This window comes from Bradyrhizobium sp. 62, from assembly GCF_023073035.1.
Lineage (GTDB): Bacteria > Pseudomonadota > Alphaproteobacteria > Rhizobiales > Xanthobacteraceae > Bradyrhizobium.
This window is the reverse complement of the sequence record NZ_JADPIT010000014.1, coordinates 194,051-217,837: the sequence shown is the minus strand read 5'-3', so window position 1 is coordinate 217,837 and position 23,787 is coordinate 194,051. Positions and strand designations below refer to the sequence as shown.

At 65.3% G+C, this 23,787-nt stretch carries 25 protein-coding genes; 13 read left to right on the top strand and 12 right to left on the bottom strand.

What is annotated here, in order from left to right; all coding sequences use genetic code 11:
* Nucleotides 1-28: 28 nt before the first annotated feature.
* The 7 genes from dapB to dnaK all read right to left on the bottom strand — a co-directional run bounded on the left by dapB (nucleotide 29) and on the right by dnaK (nucleotide 6,690).
* A complete protein-coding gene (gene dapB, locus IVB47_RS09605) occupies nucleotides 29-844 on the bottom strand; it encodes a 4-hydroxy-tetrahydrodipicolinate reductase (RefSeq protein ID WP_027566210.1) in 816 nt (271 codons plus the stop codon).
* Between the two features lie 171 nt (nucleotides 845-1,015).
* On the bottom strand, nucleotides 1,016-1,327 hold the full coding sequence (locus IVB47_RS09600; protein WP_027566211.1) for a DUF1330 domain-containing protein: 312 nt from the start codon (nucleotides 1,325-1,327) through the stop codon (nucleotides 1,016-1,018).
* Between the two features lie 23 nt (nucleotides 1,328-1,350).
* Entirely contained in the window at nucleotides 1,351-2,061 is a 711-nt protein-coding gene (gene pyrF, locus IVB47_RS09595; RefSeq protein ID WP_247461217.1) for an orotidine-5'-phosphate decarboxylase, read from the bottom strand.
* Nucleotides 2,062-2,067: 6 nt separating this feature from the next.
* Entirely contained in the window at nucleotides 2,068-2,646 is a 579-nt protein-coding gene (locus tag IVB47_RS09590) for an NAD(P)H-dependent oxidoreductase (protein ID WP_247461216.1), read from the bottom strand.
* Nucleotides 2,647-2,703: 57 nt separating this feature from the next.
* Nucleotides 2,704-3,303, bottom strand: a complete 600-nt coding sequence (locus IVB47_RS09585) for an rRNA adenine N-6-methyltransferase family protein (RefSeq protein ID WP_007598495.1) — start codon at nucleotides 3,301-3,303, stop codon at nucleotides 2,704-2,706.
* Nucleotides 3,304-3,391: 88 nt separating this feature from the next.
* The gene (dnaJ, locus tag IVB47_RS09580; RefSeq protein WP_247461214.1) at nucleotides 3,392-4,528 is read right to left on the bottom strand and encodes a molecular chaperone DnaJ; all 1,137 of its coding nucleotides are present in this window, start codon (nucleotides 4,526-4,528) and stop codon (nucleotides 3,392-3,394) included.
* A 260-nt stretch (nucleotides 4,529-4,788) separates the two neighbouring features.
* The gene (dnaK, locus tag IVB47_RS09575) at nucleotides 4,789-6,690 is read right to left on the bottom strand and encodes a molecular chaperone DnaK (protein ID WP_027566215.1); all 1,902 of its coding nucleotides are present in this window, start codon (nucleotides 6,688-6,690) and stop codon (nucleotides 4,789-4,791) included.
* 397 nt (nucleotides 6,691-7,087) lie between these two features.
* Here dnaK and IVB47_RS09570 point away from each other — a divergent pair, with 397 nt between their 5' ends.
* Both IVB47_RS09570 and pncA read left to right on the top strand, forming a co-directional pair.
* Nucleotides 7,088-8,029, top strand: a complete 942-nt coding sequence (locus IVB47_RS09570) for a hypothetical protein (RefSeq protein WP_027566216.1) — start codon at nucleotides 7,088-7,090, stop codon at nucleotides 8,027-8,029.
* Nucleotides 8,030-8,174: 145 nt separating this feature from the next.
* A complete protein-coding gene (pncA, locus tag IVB47_RS09565) occupies nucleotides 8,175-8,897 on the top strand; it encodes a bifunctional nicotinamidase/pyrazinamidase (protein ID WP_247461212.1) in 723 nt (240 codons plus the stop codon).
* Nucleotides 8,898-8,972: 75 nt separating this feature from the next.
* Here pncA and grpE read toward each other — a convergent pair whose 3' ends face one another.
* Together grpE and hrcA are read right to left on the bottom strand one after the other, a co-directional pair.
* Nucleotides 8,973-9,587, bottom strand: coding sequence for a nucleotide exchange factor GrpE (gene grpE / locus IVB47_RS09560; protein ID WP_007598484.1), 615 nt, complete (start codon nucleotides 9,585-9,587; stop codon nucleotides 8,973-8,975).
* Between the two features lie 96 nt (nucleotides 9,588-9,683).
* Nucleotides 9,684-10,772 carry a heat-inducible transcriptional repressor HrcA gene (gene hrcA / locus IVB47_RS09555; RefSeq protein WP_007598483.1) on the bottom strand — a complete coding sequence of 363 codons (1,089 nt, stop codon included), beginning with the start codon at nucleotides 10,770-10,772 and terminating at the stop codon, nucleotides 9,684-9,686.
* A gap of 181 nt (nucleotides 10,773-10,953) precedes the next feature.
* Here hrcA and rph point away from each other — a divergent pair, with 181 nt between their 5' ends.
* From rph to hemW, 3 genes are read left to right on the top strand one after another with little or no spacing between them, the layout of a single operon-like run.
* Nucleotides 10,954-11,667 carry a ribonuclease PH gene (gene rph / locus IVB47_RS09550; protein ID WP_247461210.1) on the top strand — a complete coding sequence of 238 codons (714 nt, stop codon included), beginning with the start codon at nucleotides 10,954-10,956 and terminating at the stop codon, nucleotides 11,665-11,667.
* A gap of 11 nt (nucleotides 11,668-11,678) precedes the next feature.
* Nucleotides 11,679-12,314: an RdgB/HAM1 family non-canonical purine NTP pyrophosphatase gene (gene rdgB, locus IVB47_RS09545; RefSeq protein ID WP_027514790.1), complete on the top strand. Its 636-nt coding sequence runs from the start codon at nucleotides 11,679-11,681 to the stop codon at nucleotides 12,312-12,314.
* Between the two features lie 16 nt (nucleotides 12,315-12,330).
* Nucleotides 12,331-13,515, top strand: coding sequence for a radical SAM family heme chaperone HemW (hemW, locus tag IVB47_RS09540; RefSeq protein WP_247461368.1), 1,185 nt, complete (start codon nucleotides 12,331-12,333; stop codon nucleotides 13,513-13,515).
* Between the two features lie 51 nt (nucleotides 13,516-13,566).
* Here hemW and IVB47_RS09535 read toward each other — a convergent pair whose 3' ends face one another.
* Complete coding sequence (locus IVB47_RS09535) at nucleotides 13,567-14,820, bottom strand: penicillin-binding protein activator (RefSeq protein ID WP_247461208.1); 1,254 nt, start codon at nucleotides 14,818-14,820, stop codon at nucleotides 13,567-13,569.
* A 341-nt stretch (nucleotides 14,821-15,161) separates the two neighbouring features.
* Between IVB47_RS09535 and rsmI the strand changes: the two genes are divergently transcribed.
* The 7 genes from rsmI (at nucleotide 15,162) to IVB47_RS09500 (ending at nucleotide 22,229) form a co-directional block, all read left to right on the top strand.
* A complete protein-coding gene (rsmI, locus tag IVB47_RS09530) occupies nucleotides 15,162-16,112 on the top strand; it encodes a 16S rRNA (cytidine(1402)-2'-O)-methyltransferase (protein WP_247461206.1) in 951 nt (316 codons plus the stop codon).
* A complete protein-coding gene (locus IVB47_RS09525) occupies nucleotides 16,099-16,500 on the top strand; it encodes a YraN family protein (protein WP_027514794.1) in 402 nt (133 codons plus the stop codon). Before rsmI ends, IVB47_RS09525 begins: the two co-directional genes overlap by 14 nt.
* 10 nt (nucleotides 16,501-16,510) lie before the next feature.
* Entirely contained in the window at nucleotides 16,511-17,455 is a 945-nt protein-coding gene (gshB, locus tag IVB47_RS09520; RefSeq protein ID WP_211395035.1) for a glutathione synthase, read from the top strand.
* Between the two features lie 355 nt (nucleotides 17,456-17,810).
* Nucleotides 17,811-18,614: a Flp pilus assembly protein CpaB gene (gene cpaB, locus IVB47_RS09515; RefSeq protein ID WP_247461204.1), complete on the top strand. Its 804-nt coding sequence runs from the start codon at nucleotides 17,811-17,813 to the stop codon at nucleotides 18,612-18,614.
* A 10-nt stretch (nucleotides 18,615-18,624) separates the two neighbouring features.
* Nucleotides 18,625-20,142: a type II and III secretion system protein family protein gene (locus tag IVB47_RS09510; RefSeq protein WP_027566223.1), complete on the top strand. Its 1,518-nt coding sequence runs from the start codon at nucleotides 18,625-18,627 to the stop codon at nucleotides 20,140-20,142.
* A gap of 66 nt (nucleotides 20,143-20,208) precedes the next feature.
* The gene (locus IVB47_RS09505; RefSeq protein WP_247285052.1) at nucleotides 20,209-20,943 is read left to right on the top strand and encodes a CpaD family pilus assembly protein; all 735 of its coding nucleotides are present in this window, start codon (nucleotides 20,209-20,211) and stop codon (nucleotides 20,941-20,943) included.
* Entirely contained in the window at nucleotides 20,940-22,229 is a 1,290-nt protein-coding gene (locus IVB47_RS09500; protein ID WP_106943964.1) for an AAA family ATPase, read from the top strand. Before IVB47_RS09505 ends, IVB47_RS09500 begins: the two co-directional genes overlap by 4 nt.
* A gap of 28 nt (nucleotides 22,230-22,257) precedes the next feature.
* Here the strand turns inward: IVB47_RS09500 and IVB47_RS09495 are convergent, their stop codons facing one another.
* The gene (locus tag IVB47_RS09495) at nucleotides 22,258-23,043 is read right to left on the bottom strand and encodes a tetratricopeptide repeat protein (protein ID WP_247461202.1); all 786 of its coding nucleotides are present in this window, start codon (nucleotides 23,041-23,043) and stop codon (nucleotides 22,258-22,260) included.
* 79 nt (nucleotides 23,044-23,122) lie between these two features.
* Nucleotides 23,123-23,368, bottom strand: a complete 246-nt coding sequence (locus IVB47_RS09490; RefSeq protein WP_007598461.1) for a PilZ domain-containing protein — start codon at nucleotides 23,366-23,368, stop codon at nucleotides 23,123-23,125.
* Between the two features lie 226 nt (nucleotides 23,369-23,594).
* On the opposite strand from IVB47_RS09490, the gene IVB47_RS09485 reads away from it, so the two are divergent.
* Nucleotides 23,595-23,787, top strand: a 193-nt coding sequence (locus IVB47_RS09485; protein WP_276576862.1) for a magnesium chelatase domain-containing protein, incomplete at its 3' end; no start/stop codon positions are given.

Sequence of the window (23,787 nt, the reverse complement as noted above, 5' to 3'; positions counted from 1 at the left end):
ACCGCTTCACACTTTTCCGGATCATGCTTCAGATGTCAGACAGGCCGAGCACGTCGGCCATGGAGTAGTGCCCCGGCTTCTTGCCATGCGCCCAGAGCGCGGCCTTCAGCGCGCCATGGGCGAACAGCATGCGATCCTCCGCGTGATGCGACAGCGTCAGCCGCTCGAACGCGCCGAGGAAGCTCACGCTGTGATCGCCGGCCGCGGTGCCGCCGCGCAGCGACGCAAAGCCGATGTCGCCGGGCTTACGCGCGCCAGTGATACCGTCGCGACCGCGATCTGCATGCTCGTCGAGCGCGATGCCACGGCCGCTAGCGGCCGCCTGGCCCAGCATCAGCGCCGTGCCCGAGGGCGCGTCGATCTTCATGCGGTGATGGGTCTCGACGATCTCGATGTCGAAGCTCTCGTCGAGCGCCTTGGCGACGCGCTTGACCACGGCGGCGAGCAGATTGACACCCAGGCTCATATTGCCGGACTGCACCACGACGGCGCGGTTGGTGACGCTCTTGATCACGGCGTTGTCGGAGCCCGACAGCCCGGTCGTTCCGACCACGTGCACGAGGCCGCGCTCGGCGGCGATCGCGACATTGGCCAAGGTCGCCGCGGGCACGGTGAAATCCAGAATGCCGTCGGCGTCCTTTGACAACGCCCAGAGATCGCCGGAGAGTTTGATGCCGTTGGCCGGCAGGCCTGCGAGCACGCCGGCATCCTTGCCGAGCAGCTCCGAGCCCGGTGCCTCCAGCGCGCCGGCCAGCACCGCGCCTTTGCTTTCGGCAATCGCCCGCGTCAGCGCCCGGCCCATCCGGCCGCCGGCTCCAGCAACAATCAAGCGCATGTCGGACATGGTGCGATCCTCTCACGGTCGTTGTAGCGGGGGGAGGCAGTTCCGGCAACCGAGGGGCAAACGCCACCGTCATGCCCGGGCTTGTCCCGGCCATCCACGAACGGCCACGCATATGAGACCGAAGACGTGGATGGCCGGGTCAGGCCCGGCCATGACGGAGCTGAGCGCGCCTCAGCCGTCTGACGGCTGCGGGCCGTCATAGCCCTCGATGATGATGAGGTCGGCGACGGAGTGCGGCTGGCGCACCTTGATGTTGGCTTGGTATTCCGGCGAGTTGTAGCAGGCGATCGCGGTCTCGTAGTCCGGGAATTCGATCACGACGTTGCGGGTGCGGCTGGCGCCTTCGACGGTGGTGAACTTGCCGGCGCGAACGACGAAGCGGCCACCCCATTTCTTGAAGATCGGACCATTGGCGACGGCATAGGGCTTGTAGCCCTCGTCGCTGCTCACATCGACGCGTCCGATCCAGTAGCCTTTTGCCATTGTTCTTCTCCCTGTGTTGTTGATTAGCCGAGCGCTTGCGCGATCTCGGCCTGGATGGCCTCGGCAATCGCCTTGGGGTCCGTGGCTTCCACCACCGGCCGACCGACGACGAGGTGGTCCGCGCCGGCCGCAATCGCGCGGCCCGGCGTCATGATGCGTTTCTGGTCGCCGCTCGCCGCGCCGGCCGGCCGGATGCCGGGGGTGACGAGGCTCATCTGGTGGCCGACGATCTTGCGCAAGGCTCCGACTTCCTCGGGCGACGATACCAGCCCGTCGATGCCGAGCACCTGCGCCTGCTGCGCGCGCGCTTCGACGAGCTCAGAGACGCCGAGCCGGAAGCCTGCCGCGTGCAGGTCGTCCTCGTTGTAGGACGTCAGAACAGTGACGGCGAGGATCTTCAGGTTCGAGTTGCCGCGGCCTTCGACGGCACCCTTCATGGTCTGCGGATAAGCGTGGACCGTGAGGAAGGTCGCGCCGAGCCTTGTGATGCTGTAGACGCCCTGCGCCACGGTGTTGCCGATGTCGTGCAGCTTGAGATCGAGAAAGACCTTCTTGCCCTTGTCGGCGAGCTTGCCGACCAGCGGCAAGCCGCCGGCATAAGCCAGCCGATAGCCGATCTTGTAGAAGGTGACGCTGTCGCCGAGCCGGTTGACCATCGCTTCCGCGGCATCAACGCCGGGCAGATCGAGCGCGACGATCAGGCGGTCTTTCGGGGCAATCTCGGCTGGCGTCATGTCACCTCACATCATGCGTTGGCAAATGTCGATCAACTGCCGCACCAGTTCCTTCAACGCGGCGATATCGCCCTCGTGCTTCAGCCTGTCCATATCGTCATAGGCCTGATCGGCAAAGGCGAGCGTGAGCTGGCTGGCAATCACATTGGCGTGGCAGGAAGTCAGGATCAGCCGCAGCGCCTGCAGCGCGCGAGCCGCGCCAAGCCGGCTCTGCGAGGCGCCGGCGAGTGCGAAGACACGGTTGCGGAACACCTCGCCACGCGGCTCGTGCAGCTCATGCACGCGGCTGACCCAGTCGATCGCGTTCTTCAGCAGCGGCGGCACCGAGGCATTGTATTCGGGCGAGACGATCAGCACGCCATGATGCGCGCCGATCATGCGCTTGAGATTGATCGCGTGCTTGGGCACACCCGACTTGGCCTGCAGATCGCCGTCATAGATCGGCAGCGGAAAATCGGCGAGCGAGATGCGGGTGACGTCGACGCCCGCCTGGTCGAATGCATAGGCGGCGACCGCTGCCAGCTTCGCATTATGCGAGCCGGTGCGCAGTGAGCCGGGAATGATCAGGATTTTCGGTGCGGACATCCGCTTCCATGCGTTCGGCGAAACGAGCCCGCCACGCAAACAGGAATGCCGGCGGAATTAATCCTTGCGATACACCCAGACGCGGGCCGGCGGAAGGTTCATCCAGATCCGTTCCGAGGCCTCTGTGGACACGCCGGGCAGCGATTTCGGAATCGGCGGCACCACCGCATAGGTGAACTGGACGAAGGGCGCACCGGGCGCCAGCGCCGTGAAGGCGTCGCGAATGAGCCGCAGCCGCGTCAGCATCGGTTTTGTGACCAGCGGCAGGCCAGAGACGACCGCGGAGGCCGGCGCGCTCAGCACGTTCCAGAGCGTGTCGCGCAGGCGATAGGCATCACCCTGCACCACCTTGGCCTGCGGATAGCGGTCGCGCAGCAGGGCGCAGAAGCCTGGATTGTATTCGACGAGGACGAGGCGCTTCTGGTCGACGCCGCGCTCGACCAGGGCCGAGGTGATGGCGCCTGTGCCGGGCCCGAGCTCGACCACCGGTGCGTCCGAATTGACGTCGACGTAGTGGGCCATGGTCCGGGCCAGCAGCTTGCCCGACGGCATCACCGCGCCCATGTGGAGGGGCTTTTCAATCCATGACCGGAGAAAACGCACCTCGTCATCGAGACGGGGCTTCTTCAACGCACGCGCGGACGATGGCAATGGCATGTCGGGACCGGCCGGGACCGCGTGACCGCGGCGTGTCAGAAAATGGTCATAAAGACGTATAGGCCGAAGGCGGCACGGTCAAGACGCGTCAACTCGCGCGATTACCGAAGAAATCCTTGACCTTGGTGAAGAAACCCTCGGATTCCGGCTGGGTGTTGCCGGAGGAGAGTTTTTCGAACTCGGCCAGCAATTCCTGCTGTTTCTTGGTGAGATTTTGCGGGGTCTCGACCACGACCTGAACATACATGTCGCCCATCTGGCGCGAGCGCAGCACCGGCATGCCTTTTGATGCGATGCGGAATCGGCGGCTGGACTGGGTCCCCGCGGGGACCTTCACCTTGGTCTTGCCCTTCTCGATGGTCGGCACCTCGAATTCGCCGCCAAGCGCCGCCGTCACCATCGAGATCGGCACACGACAATGCAGATCGGCGCCGTCGCGCTGGAAGAACTGGTGCTGGGCCAGCGACAAGAAGATGTAGAGGTCGCCGGGCGGGCCGCCGCGGACCCCGGCCTCGCCCTCTCCGGCGAGCCTGATCCTGGTGCCATCCTCGACTCCAGGGGGAATGTTGACCGACAGATTCCGCTCGCGGGTGACACGCCCCTGACCCGAGCAGGACGGGCAGGCGTCTTCGATCATCTGGCCGCGCCCCTGGCAGCCCGGGCAGGTGCGCTCCAGCGTGAAGAAGCCCTGCGACTGCCGTACGCGTCCGGCGCCGCCGCAGGTCGAGCAGGTCTTCGGCTTGGTGCCGGCCTTGGCCCCGATGCCCGAGCAGGCTTCGCAGGTGACCGAGACCGGGATCTCGATCTGCGCGGTCTTGCCGCCAAAAGCTTCCTCGAGCGTGATTTCCATGTTGTAGCGCAGGTCGGCGCCGCGCTCGCGGCCGCCACGGCCGCCGCGCTGTCCGGCCATGCCGAACAAATCTTCGAAAATGTCGGAAAAGGAGGAGGCGAAGCCCGCGCCGAAACCGGGGCCGCCACCGCCGCCGCCCTGCTCGAAGGCGGCATGACCGAAACGGTCATAGGCGGCGCGCTTGTCCCTGTCTTTCAGGACCTCGTAGGCTTCGTTGATTTCCTTGAATTTGACTTCGCTGGTGTCGTCCCCGGGATTGCGGTCGGGGTGAAACTTCATCGCCAGCTTGCGGAACGACGATTTCAGGACGGAATCGTCGGCATCGCGTTCGACTTCGAGGGTTTCGTAATAGCAGCGCTTGGTGGACGTGGACATGATGAGCTCAGTCTATCCGATCGCGATTCAAGTCGGAGCGAAGCAACGTCGCCATGCAACGATATAGGCAGCCTTCCGCCTCGCGGCAGAGGGTTGCACGGCAGCATTCAGAATAACGGCTGGGAATTGATCGATCGTAACGGGGCCGATTTTAGCAAGGCCTTGCCCCGTCGAGCCTGACACGATGGCCTCCCCCGCGAGGGAGGAGGCCGTTGGCGCGTGTGGGGTCCAAGCCGTCCGCATCATCACCCTCGCGGGGTTCAGGCGGACTTCTTGTTGTTCTTGTCGTCGTCGACTTCGGTGAACTCCGCGTCGACGACGTCGTCCTTGGCCGCATCCTTCTTGGCGTCGGCCTCGGCCTGCTGCTTGTACATGGCCTCGCCGAGCTTCATCGACGCTTGGGCCAGCGTTTGGGTCTTGGCCTTGATGGCTTCGGCATCGTCGCCCTTCAGCGCTTCCTTGAGGTCGCTGACCGCATCCTCGATCGCGCGGCGCTCGGTCTCCGCGACCTTCGAACCGTGCTCGGCCAGTGCCTTCTCGGTCGAATGCACCAGTCCATCCGCGTCGTTCTTGGCAGTCACGGCCTCGCGGCGCTTCTTGTCCGCCTCGGCATTGGCCTCGGCGTCCTTGACCATCTTCTCGATGTCGGCTTCCGACAGACCGCCGGAGGCCTGGATGCGGATCTGCTGCTCCTTGGACGTGGCCTTGTCCTTGGCCGAGACGTTGACGATGCCGTTGGCGTCGATGTCGAAGGTCACCTCGATCTGCGGCATGCCGCGCGGGGCCGGCGGAATGCCCATCAGGTCGAACTGACCGAGCATCTTGTTGTCGGCCGCCATTTCACGCTCGCCCTGGAAGACGCGGATGGTGACCGCGTTCTGGCTGTCCTCGGCGGTCGAGAACACCTGGCTCTTCTTGGTCGGGATCGTGGTGTTGCGGTCGATGATGCGGGTGAACACGCCGCCCAGCGTCTCGATGCCCAGCGACAGCGGGGTCACGTCGAGCAGCAGCACGTCCTTGACGTCGCCCTGAAGCACGCCGGCCTGGATCGCGGCGCCGATCGCCACGACTTCGTCCGGGTTGACGCCCTTGTGCGGCTCCTTGCCGAACAGCTGCTTCACGACTTCCTGGACCTTCGGCATGCGCGACATGCCGCCGACCAGCACCACTTCGCCGATCTCGGCGGCGGTGAGGCCGGCATCCTTCAGCGCCTTGCGGCAGGGCTCGACGGTCTTCTGGACGAGGTCATCGACCAGCGCCTCGAACTTGGCGCGGGTGAGCTTCATCGTCAGATGCTTCGGGCCGGTCTGGTCCGCGGTGATGAAGGGCAGGTTGATCTCGGTCTGCGTCGTCGACGACAGCTCGATCTTGGCCTTTTCAGCAGCTTCCTTCAGGCGTTGCAACGCGAGCTTGTCGTTGCGCAGGTTGATGCCCTGCTCCTTCTGGAATTCGTCGGCCAGATAGCCGACCAGGCGCATGTCGAAGTCTTCGCCGCCGAGGAAGGTGTCGCCGTTGGTCGACTTCACCTCGAACACGCCGTCGCCGATTTCGAGAATCGAGATATCGAACGTGCCGCCGCCGAGATCGTACACGGCGATCGTGCCGGTCTTGGTCTTGTCGAGGCCATAGGCGAGCGCGGCCGCGGTCGGCTCGTTGATGATGCGCAGCACTTCAAGGCCCGCGATCTTGCCGGCGTCCTTGGTGGCTTGGCGCTGGGCGTCGTTGAAGTAGGCGGGCACGGTGATGACGGCCTGGTCGACCTTCTGGCCCAGATGGGCTTCCGCGGTCTCCTTCATCTTCTGCAAGATGAACGCCGAGACCTGCGAGGGCGAGTAGGTCTGGCCGTCGGCCTCGACCCAGGCGTCGCCGTTGGAAGCCTTCACGATCTTGTACGGAACGAGCTTCTTGTCCTTCTCGACCATCGGGTCGTCGTAGCGGCGGCCGATCAGGCGCTTCACTGCGAAGAACGTACGCTCTGGATTGGTGACGGCCTGGCGCTTGGCAGGCTGGCCGACGAGGCGCTCACCGTCGTCCGTCACGGCGACGATCGAAGGCGTCGTGCGCATGCCTTCGGAATTCTCGATGACTTTGGCGTTCTTGCCATCCATTACGGCGACGCACGAATTCGTGGTGCCGAGGTCGATCCCGATGACCTTTCCCATGGTCCTGTATCCTTGTTTTTGCGGCAGGTTGGCTGGGCCCAGAAGGCACCCGAACCGAAACCCCCTAAGATCAAACATTCGCGATATTGCGATGGTTGACGCTCATATAGGAGGGGGGGAGGGGCCCGCAAGGACCGAACGCAAGTTTCGGCCGTGAAAACATTGGGTTTTGGAAGATCATATCCGGGCTGAACCCGCCTTGCGGGTGAGGAATTATTAACAGGTCCCGCGATCGGCCGGCATCCGCTACCGCGTTCCGCCCTGCCCTGTTGCGGCAAGACCAAACCCGCTAAAAGGCGGGGCGGCCGAGCGGGCTCGTCATCTGGCTGAGTCGCGCGACAAAGCGGCCCGGTGGCCGACCATCGAACGGCCTCAATGTGAACCAATCAGAGTGCCCATGAAGCTGATCCGCCCCCTTGCTGCGCTCGCCCTCCTCGTTGCCTCTGCGCTTCCGGCTCTGGCTGCCGACGCCGTTTTCCCACCCGGCTTGCGCCTCGGCATGGTGCCATTGGTCGGTCTCAACACGGCCAAGACCTTTCCCGGCTTCGAGAGCGAGGACGGCAACGTCAAGGTGCTGATCACAGAACTGCCGCCGGCGGCCTATGGCGAGGTCGTGAGCGCCTTCAACTCCAATCCAGCCGGAGCCAACGGCGTCAAGCAGGACAAGATCGAGACGCCCGCGGGTCTTGCCTATTTCACGACCGAGAGCGGCAAGGCCGGCGAGACCCCGGTGCGGCGCTATTCGATGATCGTGCCGGGGGCCGGCTTCTCCGGCTATGTCGCGGTGCAGATTCCGGAGAATGCGATCAAGATCTACACCGACGAGGCGGTGCGGCAGATGTTTGCGAGCGTCGTCACCCGCAAGCAGGTCTCGGCCGAAGAGCAGATCGCGCTGATGCCGTTCAAGATCACCGATCTCGCCGACTTCAAGGACGTTCGCACGCTGGCGCCGGGCTCGAGCATCATCCTGGCCGACGGCGACGAGAGCTCCGGCTATGAATCGAAGCCGTTCATCATCCTCGGCGTGATTGGCGCCACCCCGCAAGCCGCCGACGACCGCGCCCGCTTCGCCCAGGAGGCGGCGCTCCAGATTCCCGGCGTGCGCGAGTCGCGCGTCACCATGTCCGAGCCGATCCGCATCAGCGGCCAGCAGGGTTTCGAGACCCGGATCGACGGCGTCAGCGGCAAGGACAAGACGCCGGTGACTGTGGTGCAGTGGATCCGCTTCAGCAGCGGCGGCGCCTCGCTGCGCATCATCGCCAGCGCCCCGCGCGAGCAATGGCCGGCCGCCTTCACCCGCTTCCGCGCGGTCCGCGACGGCATCCAGCCGAAGGGCTAGCCCGACACTCATCGTCGTCCCGGCGAAGATATCCGGTCAGCAGCCCAACGACTCACCAAAGCCGGCTGCATTTTCGGGCTTCTGTTCGTATACGAACGGAACTAGGCTCCCCTTCCGTTGAGTTCATCCTTGAGGGAGGCGAATGATGCTGGATCGGCGACAAGTCTTGGCGGCGCTCGGGACGAGCGCGCTCGCGGCGCTCGCGCCAACCGCGATTCTGGCGGCCACATCGATCAAGCCGGACGATGCATCCGCGCTGCTCGTGATCGACGTGCAGAATTGCTTCCTGCCCGGCGGCAGCCTTGCCGTGAAGGAAGGCGAGCAGGTGGTGCCCGTCATCAACAAGATCTCGAAAGCATTTTCGAACGTGGTGATGACGCAAGACTGGCACACGCAAGGCCATGTTTCCTTCGCATCAGTCCACGCCGGCAAGAAGCCGTTCGAGACCGTCGATCTTCCCTACGGCAAGCAGGTGCTGTGGCCCGACCATTGCGTGCAGGGCACCGACGGCGCCGCGCTGTCGAAAGACCTTGCGATCCCGCACGCCGAGCTGATCATCCGCAAGGGTTTTCACAAGGACGTCGACAGCTATTCGGCCTTTCTCGAAGCCGACGGCAAGACCTCGACCGGCCTTGCCGGCTATCTGAAGGCGCGCAAGATCAAGCGCGTCTTCGTCGCGGGGCTGGCGACGGATTTCTGCGTCGCCTGGACCGCGCTCGACGCGCGCAAGGCGGGCTTCGAGGTCTATGTGGTGGAAGACGCCTGCCGCGGCATCGACAATCAGGGTTCGCTCGCAAAAGCCTGGGCGGATATGGCCAAGGCCGGCGTGAAGCGGATTCAGTCCGCGGATATCGCGGCGAGCGCGTAAGAGGCGCGACCGAACTGCAAGACCCTCATCCTGAGGAGCGCGCTTCTTAGCGCGCCTCCTCAGCATGAGGATCGATCAGTTCGCCGCGCCGTTCGGCTCGTTGCTGTTGGCGGGCGCGGCCTTGGCGCCGCCCTTGGCGACACCGACCAAGGCAGGACGCAGCACGCGCTCGCCGATGGTGTAGCCGGCCTGCATGACCTGCACGACGGTGCCCGCGGGCACCGATGCATCGGGCACCTCGAACATCGCCTGCTGGAAGTTCGGGTCGAACTTCTGGCCCAGGGGGTCGAACTTCTTCACGCCGTGTTTTTCCAGCGCGCTGAGCAGCGAGCGCTCGGTCAGCTCGACGCCCTCGATCAGCGAGGCGAGGCCAGCATCGGCCGCCGCACGGGCCTCGGCCGGAACGGCATCGAGCGCGCGCTGGAGGTTGTCGGCGATGTCGAGCACGTCGCGGGCAAAGCCCGTGACGCCGTAGAGCTTGGAGTCCGCGACCTCCTTGGCGGTGCGCTTGCGCAGATTCTCCATCTCGGCCAGCGTCCGCAGCATGCGGTCGCGCGCCTCGGCGACTTCCTTCTGCAGAAGCTCGACCGAGCCGGGCTCGGGATCGTCGGGCATGATGTAGGGTTTTGACACCACGGGCTCGCCGGCCGCAGCACTCGTGTCTTCGGGTTGCCGGTCTCGATCGGTCATCGGCTCTCTTTTCGCATTCATCTCAGGGGGTTTCTGGCCCGGATATCGTGCTTCGGGCGCCGAAAATCAAGCGCCCGTGATCGGGGGAGACGCCGGTCAGCCCCCCAGGAGCCGGCTGACGATGCGGGCAGCGTAGTCCACGGTCGGGATCACGCGGGCATAATTCAGCCGCGTCGGCCCGATCACGCCCAAAACGCCCACGATATGGCCAGCGGCATCCCGATAGGGCGAGATGATGGTGGACGAGCCCGACAGCGAGAACAGCTTGTTCTCACTGCCGATGAAGATCCGCACGCCTTCCGCAGTCTCGGCCCGCCCGAGCAGGTCGATGACCCCGCGCTTGGTCTCGAGATCGTCGAACAGCAGGCGAACGCGCTCGAGATCCTCCAGCGCATGCAAATCTTCGAGCAGATTGGCGTGGCCGCGGACGATGAGCTGCCGATCCTCGTTCTCGCCGCCCGACCAGCTGGCAATCCCGGCCGAGATCACCTTATGCGTCAGCTGATCGAGCTCGGTGCGCGCCTCTCCGAGCGCGGTCTCGAGCTCCAACCGCGCCTCGGCCAGGGTCCGGCCCCGGATCCGCGCATTGAGGAAGTTGCCGGCTTCGGTCAACGCCGAGGATGGAACCCCCGGCGGCAGCGTCAAAACGCGGTTTTCGACCTGCCCGTCCTCGCCGACCAGGATCACCAATGCCTTTTCCGGTTCCAAGCGGACGAATTCGATATGTTTCAGCCGCGCATTGGATTTCGGCGTCAGCACGACCGCGGCAGCGCGGGTCAGGCCGGAGAGCCGCGTCAATGCCTCCTCGAGCGCAGCCTCCACCGATTGCGCGTGGCCCACGGAGGTCAACTGGCTCTGGATCGCCTGCCGTTCACTGTCATTGAGGTCGCCGACCTGCATCAGGGCATCGACGAAGAAGCGCAGGCCGAGTTCCGTCGGCAGCCGGCCGGCCGAGGTGTGCGGGGCGTAGATCAGGCCGAGCTGTTCCAGGTCGGCCATGACGTTGCGGACCGAAGCGGGCGACAGCGGCATGGCGATCAGGCGCGAAATATTGCGCGAGCCCACCGGCTCACCGGTCGCGAGGTAGCTTTCGACGATTTGGCGAAAGATGTCGCGGGAACGCTCGTTGAGCTGGGCGAGGCCCGCGCGCGGCGCGATCAGATGGATCGGATCGTGATGGGCCACAGACCGTAACTCCTCTCAGATACAGGTAATTTGTCTATCCTTGGGGCTTCTGACAAGCGTGGCGTTCGCGGATTGAAAATCGGGGGTGAATAAGGCCTCGATCTTCCCCCTTGCCGCCCACCCTCACCCCCCCTACAAGCACCGCCAACAGCCCTTTTCCGAGAGTTTTGGAGGATTTCCCATGCGGCCAAGCCGCCGTGCGCCCGACGAATTGCGCCCCGTGACGCTGGAGCGCGGCGTGGTCAAATATGCGGAAGGCTCGTGCCTGGTGAAATTCGGCGACACCCACGTGCTGGTCACCGCCACGCTGGAAGACCGCCTGCCGCCGTGGCTGAAGGGCCAGGGCCGTGGCTGGGTCACCGCCGAATACGGCATGCTGCCGCGCGCGACCTCGGAACGCACCCGCCGCGAGGCCTCCGCAGGAAAGCAGAGCGGCCGCACCGTCGAAATTCAGCGCCTGATCGGCCGCTCGCTTCGCACCATCATCAATCTCGAAGCGCTCGGTGAGCGCCAGATCACGGTCGATTGCGACGTGCTCCAGGCCGACGGCGGCACCCGCACGGCCTCGATCACCGGCGCCTGGGTCGCCCTCGCCGATTGCATCACCTGGATGAAGGCGCGCAACATGGTCAAAGCCAATGTGTTGCGCGACAACGTCGCCGCGATCTCCTGCGGCATCTACCAGGGCACGCCCGTGCTCGACCTCGACTATGCCGAGGACTCCGAAGCCGATACCGACGCCAATTTCGTCATGACGGGCGATGGCCGCATCATCGAAGTTCAGGGCACCGCGGAACGCGAGCCGTTCACGGAAGCCGAGTTCCTGGCGTTGATGGCGCTGGCGCGCAAGGGCGTCGCGCGCCTCGTGGACTTGCAGAAACTGGCGGTAGCGTAGTCAATAGCCCGATGCATCGCCGAATCACCGGAAAGCTGGTCATCGCGACCCATAATCCCGGCAAGCTCGCCGAGATGAAGGAGCTGCTCGCGCCTTACGGCATCGAGGCGGTGTCGGCCGGCGAGCTCGGCCTTCCCGAGCCTGAAGAGACCGGAAACGATTTCCGCAGCAATGCCGCGATCAAGGCGATTGCGGCAGCGCAGGCGACCAAGCTGCCGTCTTTCGCCGATGATTCCGGCATCGTGGTCGACGCACTCGATGGCGCGCCCGGCATCTACTCGGCGCGCTGGGCCGGTCCGAACAAGGATTTTGCCGCGGCGATGGCGCAGATCGAACGGCTGTTGCAGGAGCGCGGCGCGACCACGCCCGCCAAGCGCAAGGCGCACTTCGTGTCCGCGCTCTGCGTTGCATGGCCCGACGATCACCTCGAAGAGGTCGAGGCGCGCGTCGACGGCACGCTGGTGTGGCCGCCGCGCGGCACCGCCGGCTTCGGCTACGACCCGATGTTTTTGCCCGACGGCCATAGCCGTACCTTCGGCGAGATGGAGAGCATCGAGAAGCACGGCCTGCCGCCGCTCGGTCTTGGCCTGTCGCATCGCGCCCGCGCCTTCGTGAAACTGGCGGAGATCTGCCTTGAGCCGCGCTAGAGCGTTTTCGAGCGAAGTGGATACCGGTTCGCGCCAGGAAAACGCGTCAAAACAAGAATCCGAAGCCTTCGGCGTCTACGTGCACTGGCCGTTCTGCCTGTCGAAGTGCCCCTATTGCGACTTCAACAGCCATGTCCGCCACACCGCGATCGACGAGCCGCGCTTCGCGTCGGCTTTCGCGCGCGAGATCGCTGCGACCGCCGAGCGCGTGCCCGGACGCGAAGTCACCGCGATCTTTCTCGGCGGCGGTACACCCTCGCTGATGCAGCCTGCAACCGTCGGCGCTGTGCTCGACGCCATCGGCAAGCACTGGACTGTGGCGAAGGACGTCGAAGTCACGCTGGAGGCAAACCCGACCAGCGTCGAAGCCACGCGCTTTGCCGGTTATCGCACCGCCGGCGTCAACCGCGTCTCGCTCGGCGTGCAGGCGCTCGACGATGTCTCGCTGAAAGCGCTGGGCCGCATGCACAGCGCGCGCGAGGCGCTCGACGCGGTCGCCATCGCGCGCCGCTCGTTCGATCGTTATTCGTTCGACCTGATCTATGCCCGTCCCGACCAGACGCCGGCGATGTGGGCCGATGAGTTGCGTCTCGCGATCGACGAGGCGGCCGAGCATCTGTCGCTCTATCAATTGACGATCGAAGAAGGCACGCCGTTCTTCGGCCTGCATCAGGCCGGCAAGCTGAAGACGCCTGATGAAGCGGTCGCACGCGCGCTCTACGACGTCACGCAGGAGACCTGCGACAAGCTCGGCCTGCCCGCCTACGAGATTTCAAATCATGCGCGGCGCGGCGCCGAGTGCCGGCACAATCTGGTCTACTGGCGCGGCGAGGAATATGCCGGCATCGGCCCCGGTGCCCATGGCCGGCTCGACATCGACGGAATCAGGCACGCCATTGCCACCGAGAAGCGTCCCGAAGCCTGGCTGATGCGGGTCGAGACCAACGGCCACGGCATCGTCACCGACGATCTCCTCAACAGCGAGGAGCGCGCCGACGAATTTTTGCTGATGGGGTTGCGCCTCGTCGAGGGCATCGACCCCGAGCGCTACCGCGCGCTGTCAGGCCGCTCGCTCGATCCGAAGCGCATCACGCTGCTGCGCGAAGAAGGCGCGATCACGGTGGATGCAACAGGACGGCTGCGCGTGACCAGCAGCGGTTTTCCGGTGCTGGACGCGGTGGTCGCGGATCTGGCGGCGTAAGGTCTCTCCATCGTCGTTCTGGCGAAAGCCAGGACGACGTCGAGGAAACAGCTACGCTCCGAAACTCTTCGGCGAGCCCGCCACCGCAACGCCGCCGCCGGTCGTGACCTTCATCACCGCAAGGCCCCGCTCGTTGGTGCCGTCGGCGCGGAAGCGGAACAGGCCGTCGATCCCGGCGAATCCGGAAGGATTGGTGAGCACGTCGGACGAGAAGCGCGTGGTGCCCTGCGTGCGCGCGAGCGCGGCGACCAGGGCGACGGCGTCATAGGCGAGCGTGGCCGTACGGATCGGCTCGGCGCCGTATTTGGTGCGATAGCGGCCGGAGAAGGCGCGAAAGCCGGCCGGATCGGGGGCGGCGTAGAGGCCACCTTGCAAGCTTGGGCTGGCATAGACGCGTGGACTGTCCCACAGGCCGGTGCCGAGCAGCTGGATATTGCGCAGATTCGCACCCGCCGCGCTCATTGCATCGGCGACCGAGACGACGGCGTCGCCATCATCGGCGATGAACAGCGCATCGGCGCTGCCGAGCTGCTGCGCCACGGTCCGGGCCGGCGTGGCGCGATCGGCGCCGTATTTCTCGAACGCGACGATGCGCCCGCCACGACGCGGCACCGCCGCCTTCACCGCGGCCTCGACCACGTTGCCATAGGCATTGTCGGGCACGAGCACGGCGACGGAGCGCTTTCCGATGCTGGCGGAATATTCGACGATGCGGTTGACGTCGGACTCCGGCAGGAAGCTCAGCAGATAGACACCGCGTCCGGCGATGCTGGAATCGGTCGAGAATGCCATCACCGGGATGCCGCGCGTGCGCGCGATCTGCGCCACTGCAGGCACCGATTGCGCGAACAGCGGACCCAGGATGATCTCGGCGCCTTCGTCGACCGCCTGCTGCGCACTGGCCTGCGCGCCCTGCGGGCTGCCATTGTCGTCCTTGATCAGGAGCTGGATGTTGGGATTCTGGAACTCGGCCAGCGCCATCTCGGCGGCATTACGCATCGACTGCGCGGCGAGGCCGGCATTGCCCGATGCCGAGAGCGGCAGGATCACGGCAACCTTCACTCCGCCGGTGCCGGCGGTCGTCGCCTGCTGTGGCGGGCCGGCCGGCTGGGCCGGAGGCGGTGAGGAGCTGCTGAACGGATTGGAGAACTGGCTCAGGCTCTGCTGCACGCCGGCGCAGGCCGACAGCAGCGGCGCGCCGAGCAACAGGCCGAGCGCGCTTCGCCGGGTCGCCCCTGATATCAGGGGCCCCTGAACGGGAGACTCCTCCGGAAGGGAAGATCTGGGATCACGCGGGCCCGTCATGACAGTTTCTCTTCTGACCGACCGTCGCCAGCCGCTCACGATACTCCACGACACCAGTCGTGAATTCAGGCATATTGTCGGCAAATAGTTAACTCAAACAAAAGGATAATGCCCGCTTAACGCGGCTTCCTCTCAAGTTCTGGCTAGCTGTCCGCCGTCCGTCACCTAGCATCAAGGCGGCGTTTCCGCCGCGAATATGGCGCTGACGCTTCATTCCCTGGGGAATGTGATGTCGAATGGATCACATTCCAGTCCTTCCTTGCCTCGCCCCTTGCCCAGGCACGATCTTTTTCCGGGGACCGGTTCCCAGTCCCGGGGATCATGCCTAAGTTCGTCTGATTATGCGCGCAAAGCCGTCCCCGATAAATACACCTGAGACTACGGAGCCCGCCTCGCGCGGTTTCTCCATCGACGCCCATCGGCTTGTCGCGCCGAAGGCCGCGCCTGGCCTGCACCTGGTCGCGACCCCCATCGGCAATCTCGGCGACATCACGCTGCGAGCACTGCAGACCCTCGCCGGGGTCGATGTCATCGCCTGCGAGGACACCCGGATCACGCGGCGTCTGACCGAGCGCTACGACATCTCCGCGCAGCTGAAGCAGTATCACGAGCACAACGCTGAAGCGGCCCGTCCGAGGATCCTGGAGCGGCTTTCGCAGGGCGACTCGATCGCGCTGGTGTCGGATGCCGGCACGCCGCTGATCTCGGACCCCGGCTACAAGCTGGTGCGCGAGGTCTGCGCCGCCGGCCACGCGGTCTACGCGCTGCCCGGCCCGTCCTCGGTGCTGGCGGCGCTGTCGGTCGCAGCGCTGCCGACCGACCGCTTCTTCTTCGAAGGCTTTCTGCCTTCCAAATCAGCCGCGCGGAAGTCGCGCCTGGCCGAGCTTGCGCGCATCGATGCGACGCTGGTGATGTTCGACTCCGGCAATCGCGTGCAGGACACGCTCGCCGAGCTCGCCGAGATCATGGGGACCCGTGAAGCCGCGATCTGCCGCGAGCTGACCAAACTGCACGAGCAGATTTCGCGCGCGACGCTGCGTGAGCTCGCGCGCGATGCCGACACGCTGGAGACGCGCGGCGAATTCGTGCTGGTGATCGCTCCGCCTGCGGCCGATGCCGAGATGCTGACATCGGACGCGCTCGACGACCTCCTGCGCGAGCAGCTCGCCGCGAACAGCGTCAAGGATGCGGTGGCGCATGCGGTCGCGCTCTCGGGCCGGCCGCGCCGCCAGGTCTATGCCCGCGCGCTCGAGCTTGCCAAAGATCTGCGGGGCGGCGATGGCGAAGACTGAGACGCCGGCGGAACCGAAAATCGCATCGCCCGAGCGTATCGCCGCGTTTCGCACCGGCATCTCCGCGGAAAGCCGCGCCGCGGCCTATCTCATGGCCAAGGGCTACCGCATTCTCGCCAAGCGCTTCCGCACGCCGCATGGCGAGATCGATATCGTGGCGCGCCGCCGCAATTTGATTGCCTTCGTCGAGGTCAAGGCGCGCGCGACCCTGGACGACGCCGCCTTCGCGGTGACGCCGCGCCAGCAGCAGCGCATCATCGACGCCGCGCAAGGCTGGCTCGTTGCGCATCCCGAGCATGCGGAATTTGAAATGCGATTCGATGCCATGCTGATTGCGCCGCGGTCACTTCCACGCCATGTGTTGGCGGCATTCGACGCCTCGACCTGAAAGGCAGACCATGAAACTGAACGTCGCCGTCCAGATGGACCCCATCGCCCGCATCAACATCAAGGGCGATTCCACCTTTGCGCTGCTCCTGGAGGCGCAGAAGCGCGGCCATGGTCTGTCCTATTACACGCCCGACAAGCTCTCGATGGTCGGCGAGGAGATCGTCGCTCCGGTTCAGCTGCTCACCGTGCGCGACGAGCCCGGCAATCATTTCACCCTGGGCGAACCCAGGCGCGAGGCGCTCAACGGCTTCGACGTGGTGCTGCTGCGCCAGGATCCGCCGTTCGACCTCGCCTACATCACCTCGACGCACCTTCTCGAACGCATCCATCCGAAGACGCTCGTCGTCAACGACCCCGCTTCGGTGCGCAACGCGCCGGAAAAGCTGTTCGTGATGAACTTTCCGCAGCTGATGCCGCCGACGCTGATCTCGCGCGACCTCGACGAGATCAACGCGTTTCGCGACAAGCATGGCGCCGTCGTGATGAAGCCCTTGCACGGCCATGGCGGCGCGGCGGTATTCCGCGTGATGCCGCAGGACATGAATTTCGGCTCGCTGTTCGACATGTTCTCGGTGACATTCAAGGAAGCCTGGGTGATCCAGCAGTTCATCCCCGAGGTCAAGCACGGCGACAAGCGCATCATCCTGATCAACGGCGAGTTCGCCGGCGCGGTGAATCGCGTGCCGGCCGCCGACGACCTCCGCTCCAACATGGTGCGCGGCGGAGCAGCGCAGGAGACCGAGCTCACGCCGCGCGAGCGCGAGATCTGCGCCACCGTCGGCCCGGCGCTGCGCGAGCGCGGGCTGTTGTTCGTCGGTATCGACGTCATCAACGGCAACCTCACCGAGATCAACGTGACCTCGCCAACCGGCATCCGCGCCATCGCGCGGCTCGGCGGACCGGACGTTGCCGCAAAGCTCTGGGACGTGATCGAGCAGAAGCGGGCGAAGTAGGCATCGGCCCGTAGCCTCCTCAATGTCGTCCTGGCGAAAGCCAGGACGACAGCGGTGATGTGGCGCGTTGTTTCCATCTCACTGCATGCCGGCATCAAGCATCACCCCACACATCACTAACCACGCATTCACCATGACGCGGCGCGCATCATTCGAACGCACGGGCCGCAACTGCGTGAAACTACGGGGCCAGTGGCCGACCGGCTAACGCGACGTTCACCATCTGCCGAAAGACCACAGCGCGGCCGTCGATCGCATTCGGCCTCGCAACACCGCTTATACTTTTACTGCCTACTCATCGACACGGGGAACCCGCCAGGTGCGGTTCGAGTGCCCCGCGTAAGAGTAGAAGCGTATGAACACCGCACGCATTGTCGTTCTCGTCATCGCACTGGGCGCCGGCGGCGTCGCTGCGTATCTGGCGAGCGGCTATGACAACAAGCCCGCGCCCGTTCTCCCCGTCGCCGAGAAACTGCCGACGGTCGAGGTCCTGGTCGCCAAGAACGACATCCAGCTCGGTCAAGCCGTAAAGCCCGAGGACCTGCAATGGCAGGTCTGGCCGGCGGCGACCGCGAGCAGCGCCTTCATCCGCCGCGACAACAGGCCCGAGGCGCAGATCCAGATCGCAGGCTCGATCGCACGCGTGCCGTTGATGCAGGGCGAGCCGATCCGCGAGCAGAAGCTGGTCAAGGCCGACGGCTCCGGCTTCATGGCCGCGATCCTGCCGTCGGGCATGCGCGCCGTCTCCACCGAGATTTCAGCCGAGACTGCCGCCGGCGGCTTCATCCTGCCGAATGACCGCGTCGACATCGTGCTGACCCGCCGCCTGAAGAATCCCGACGGGGCCGCCGGCAACGACCTCATCCTGTCCGAGGCGATTCTGACCAATATCCGCGTGCTCGCGATCGACCAGGCGCCGAAGGAAAAGGACGGCCAGAACGCCGTCGTCGGCAGGACCGTCACGCTCGAGCTCAAGCCCGACCAGGTCGCCACGCTATCGGCAGCGCGCCAGGGCGGCACGCTGACACTCGCGCTGCGCAGCATCGTCGATGTCAACTCGGTCGACAGCGCGCCCGAGGACCAGGCGAGCAAGCGGTCCAGCGGAGTCAACATAATCCGCTACGGCGTACAGGCGCGGCAACTGACGTCACAGAAGTGATGGGGATATGATGAACTTTGGGGATGATCGGACGGGCATGCGCATTCGGGGGAATCGCGCGCGCTCGGTCTGGACGGGGACGATGCTGATCCTGGGGCTGCTCGCAGCCCCCGATGTCGTCAGCGCCGCGGATGCGCCGGTCGGCGACCAGGCGCCCATGCAAGCAGCGGATCTCGATGTGTCGCCGGTCGGGACTATTGCACCGGCGAAGACGCGCTTCCTGTCGCTCGGCGTCGGCAAGTCCGCTGTGATCGACCTGCCGCGCGACGTCAAGGACGTGCTGGTCGCCGATCCCAAGATTGCCAATGCGGTGATCCGCTCGGCCCAACGCGCCTATATCATCGGTGGACAGGTCGGCCAGACCAACGTCGTGTTCTTCGCCGCCGACGGCCAGCAGGTCGCCGCCTACGACATCGCGGTGAAGCGCGATCTCAACGGCATGCGCACGGCGCTGCGTCAGTCGCTGCCGGGCGTGCAGATCGAGGGCGTCGGCGACAGCGTGATGCTCACCGGCTCGGTGTCGAGCCCGGTCGAGGCCCAGCAGGCCGGCGACGTCGCCGCCAAACTGGTCGGCGGCTCCGAGAAGGTCGTCAACAACATCGTCGTGCGCGGCCGCGACCAGGTGATGCTCAAGGTCGTCGTCGGCGAAGTGCGCCGCGATATCGTCAAGCAGTTGGGCGTCGATCTCAGCGCCAGCCTGAATGCCGGCACGGCGGTGGTGAACTTCAACAATTCCAACCCGTTCTCGGTCAGCGGCGGACCGATCGTCAGCAACAACGGATTAGGTGTCGCTGGGCTCACCAAGGGCTTCGCAACCGTCAGCGCCACGATGCGCGCGATGGAAAGTGCCGGTGTCATGCGCACGCTCGCCGAGCCGAGCCTGACCGCGATCTCCGGCGAATCCGCCACCTTCATCGCCGGCGGCGAATTCCCCATTCCGTCCGGCTATGCCTGCGATCCCGTCACCCACGTTTGCACCACCCAGATCACCTACAAGAAGTTCGGCATCTCCCTGAACTTTACCCCGGTGGTATTGAGCGAGGGCCGGATCAGCCTGCGCGTCATGACCGAGGTGTCCGAGCTGTCGAACCAGAGCGCCATCACGGTCACCCAGGCGCTGTCCTCGAACTCGACCAACTCAATCACCATCCCGTCGATCCAGACCCGCCGCGCCGAAACGACGCTGGAAATTCCCTCGGGCGGCTCGATGGCGATGGCCGGCCTGATCCAGCAGCAGACCAAACAGGCGATCAACGGCCTGCCCGGCGTCGACCAGGTGCCGATCATCGGCGCGCTGTTCCGCAGCCAGGACTTCGTCAACAACGAGACCGAGCTGATGGTGATCGTGACGCCCTATGTGGTGCGCGCGGTGGCCCAGAAGGAGCTGTCCCGGCCCGACGACGGCTTCGCACCGGCGTCCGATGCCCAGACCGCGCTGCTCGGCCGCATGAACCGCCTCTATGGCATCGCGCGCCGCGTCGATCCGATCGCGGGCACGCCCGGTGATTTCGGCTTCATCATCGACTGATGACGAACGGACGGCTTGGGAATGGGGCAAGAGACGGCAAGAGACGGGGCACGAGGGGATGAAGCGATGACGAAGACCATGGCCGATCGACGTCGCAAGTTGAGCGTCGCGCTGGCACTGACGGGGCTCTCCGTCATGCTGGGCGCCTGCAACACCACCGGCGAGGTCGTCACCCAGACGGTGCCGACCGACTATCGCCAGCGTCACCCGATCGCGGTCGAGGAAGCCAAGAAGTCGATCGTGATCTTCGTCGGCAAGGCTCGCGGCGGCCTCTCGGCCGCGCAGCACGCGGACGTCGCCGGCATTGCCCGGGACTGGGTGCGCGAAGGCACCGGCTCGGTCATCGTCGACGTCCCCGTCAACGCCGCGAATTCGCGCGCGGCGGCAGCGACCTATCACGAGATCCGTTCCGTGCTCGCCTCCGGCGGCGTACCCGCGCGTGCCATCGTCCAGCATCCCTATCGGCCCGAGGATCCCGGACTGCTGCCCACCATCCGTCTGAGCTATTCCCGGATCGCCGCGGTCGCGGGCCCCTGCGGGCTGTGGCCGGAAGATCTCGGCCCCTCCATCCTCGACCCCGGCTACAATGAGAACCGGCCCTATTTCAATCTGGGCTGCGCCAGCCAGCGCAACCTCGCGGCCATGATCGACAATCCGGCCGACCTCGAGCAGCCGCGGTCCGAGACGCCGGCCTATAACGCACGGCGTGACGTGGCCTTCGAGCGCTATCGCAAGGGCACGCCGATCGCGACCATGAATCCAGACGCCGACAAGGCCAAACTCAGCGATACAGGCAGATGACACGCGTCCACGACGAAGAAGCGGACGATCCGCAGCACCCCGAGGAACACATTGCGCCGGTTCCTCGCATCTCCGTGCAGGCCTTTTGCGAGACCGAGCAGACGCTCGCCGCGGTGACCGCGGCCGGGCAGGATCGCCGCCTCGCCAAGGCGCATCTCACCGCCAAGGACGGTGGCCTAGCTGCGGCAATCGAAGTCTATGAAACGATGCCGACGCCGAACGTCATCGTGATCGAATCCGACGGCACCCGCGACATCCTCGAGGGCCTCGACGACCTCGCCGGCGTCTGCGATCCCGGCACCCGCGTGGTCGTGATCGGCAATCCCAACGACACCGCGCCTTATCGCGAGCTGGTCCGCCGCGGCGTCAACGACTATGTGGTGGGACCGGTCGAGACGCTCGACGTCGTCCGCTCGATCTGCAGCCTGTTCTCGGCGTCCGAAACCATCATCACCGGCCGCGTCATCGCGGTGGTCGGCGCCAAGGGCGGTGTCGGCGCCTCCACCGTCGCGCACAATGTGGCCTGGACCATCGCCCGCGACCTCGCACTCGATTCCGTCGTGATCGATCTCGACCTCGCCTTCGGCACCGCGGGTCTCGACTACAACCAGGACCCGGTGCAGGGCATCGCCAATGCGGTGCTGTCGCAGGATCGGCCGGACACGGCCCTGATGGAGCGTCTGCTCTCCAAATGCACCGAGCGTCTCAGCCTCCTTGCCGCGCCTGCCACCCTTGACCGCGTCTACGATTTCGGCGCGGAGGCCTTCGATGCGGTGTTCGACACGCTGCGCATGACCACGCCCTGCATCGTGCTCGACGTTCCCCATCAATGGTCGGGCTGGACGCGACGCGCGCTGGTCAACGCGGACGACATCGTGATCGTGGCCGAGCCCGATCTTGCGAACCTGCGCAACACCAAGAACATGCTGAACGTGTTGAAGGCGGCGCGGCCGAACGACCGGCCACCGCTCTACTGCATCAACCAGGTCGGCATGCCCAAGCGTGCGGAGATCGAGGTCAAGGCCTTCGCCAAGACCATGGAGAGCCAGCCGATCGCAGTTATCCCGTTCGATTCGAAGCTGTTCTCGACCGCGGCCAACAACGGCCAGATGATCGCGGAGGTCTCCAAAAGCCACCGCACCACCGAGCTGTTCCAGAACATGGCGAACCGCCTTGCCGGGCGCGGCGAGGTGAAGAAGCCAAAGCGCTCGCTGCTCGGGCCGCTGCTGAAGAAGCTGAAGGGTCGATCGGGGCGCGGGTCAGCCCCGCATCGTAAGGCATCCTGAGCAAGGCATCCTGACGCGCGAGGGCGGGTTACTTCTCCGCCCGCTGCTGCTTTTTCACCAGCAACTGCCGCAGCGCCGTGACCTTTGCCGCCGCCTGATCCGGCGGCAGGTCCGCCTTCACGATGGTTTCGGCCTCGGCCTGCTTTCCTTCCAGTCCCAGCACGAGTGCGAGATTGGCGCGCACGCGCGAATCGGCGGGATTGCGCGCGTGCGCCCGGCGCATCGTTTCCTCTGCCCGCGTCAGATTGTTCTGCAGCATGTAGGACAGTCCGAGATTGGACAGCACCGACGGCTCGTCCGGCACGATCTTGAGCGCGGCGGCGTAATATTGCTGCGCTTCCTCGTTGCGGCCGAGTTGATCGAGCGCGGCGCCCTGCGCCGACAGGATATGCCAGTCGGGATCTTCGGGCGAATGCGCGCGGCCGAGGACGTCGAACGCCTGCTGGAAACTGCCGCTGTCGGCGAGCGCGCGGCCGTAGCCTGCGAGCAGCGCCTTGTTGCTGGAATGGGCGAGCACGGCCTGCTCAAGCACTGCGAGCGCCTGCGCGCGCTGGCCGGTCTGGCGCAACGCCTTGCCGTATTCGAGCGCGACGTTGGGATCGCCAGGCTTGGCGCGATAGCGCTCGCGCAGCGCGTCCATGTCCGGCCTCACGTCGGGCTTGGTATCGGACTTGCCAGCCGTTTCCGACTTTCCGCCGAGCGCGCCGGTGATGTCCTCGATGCCAGTGGTCTGACAGCCGCCAAGAGCCAGGATCAGAAGCGCGGAAAACAGATATCTCGCCGGAGGAGAGGCGACGGACAAACGCTTGGACATACTCTGATCACTCGGCGACTGATCAGAGATGCTTACCGATTAACGCTAAAGTCCCGTTAAGGCGGGGCGCTTGCGCGGCTCAGTCGGTGAATTCAGCGCCGAACTCGCAGCCGATGCGCCAGCGCAGGCGGCACTGCCTGGAATAGTCGGGCGCGAAGATGATGGTGAATTGCGGCGGCACTTCCAGGAACTCCGCCACCACTTTCACGCCGCCATCCGAAATATCCGTGATCGTGCAATCCCGCGGCAGCGAACCCGCGCCAAAGTGAATCTTGGCGAGCCGCGTGCACATCCGTCGTTCGCTTCTCCGGCGATTTGCAAGCATTTGAATTGTTCACCCGTTAGACCACGGCCCATCCCGCACCCCTAGGAGTAGCGGACATTCGTTGGGATGTGCTGAGCAGAGCAGCTTGCATTCGAGGCGTAGTGTCTTCGTCGTGTTTACGATCAGTTAGGACCTCCCGGCCCCTGAGCATGTTCCTGTATTGTTCTTGCAAGAGCCGGCCCGCTCTGCTACCCCTAATTGTGCAAAAGGGCAGGCTGGTTCGGGCATGGTTCAGCGGGTTTCTACCGTCGCCTTTGAGGGGATCGAGGCCCGCGCGGTCGACGTGCAGGTGCAGGTCGCGCCGGGTCTTCCGGCCTTCGCGATCGTCGGTCTCCCGGACAAGGCGGTGTCGGAGGCGCGCGAGCGGGTCCGCTCGGCGCTGATCGCCTCGGGGCTGGCGCTGCCGGCCCGGCGGATCA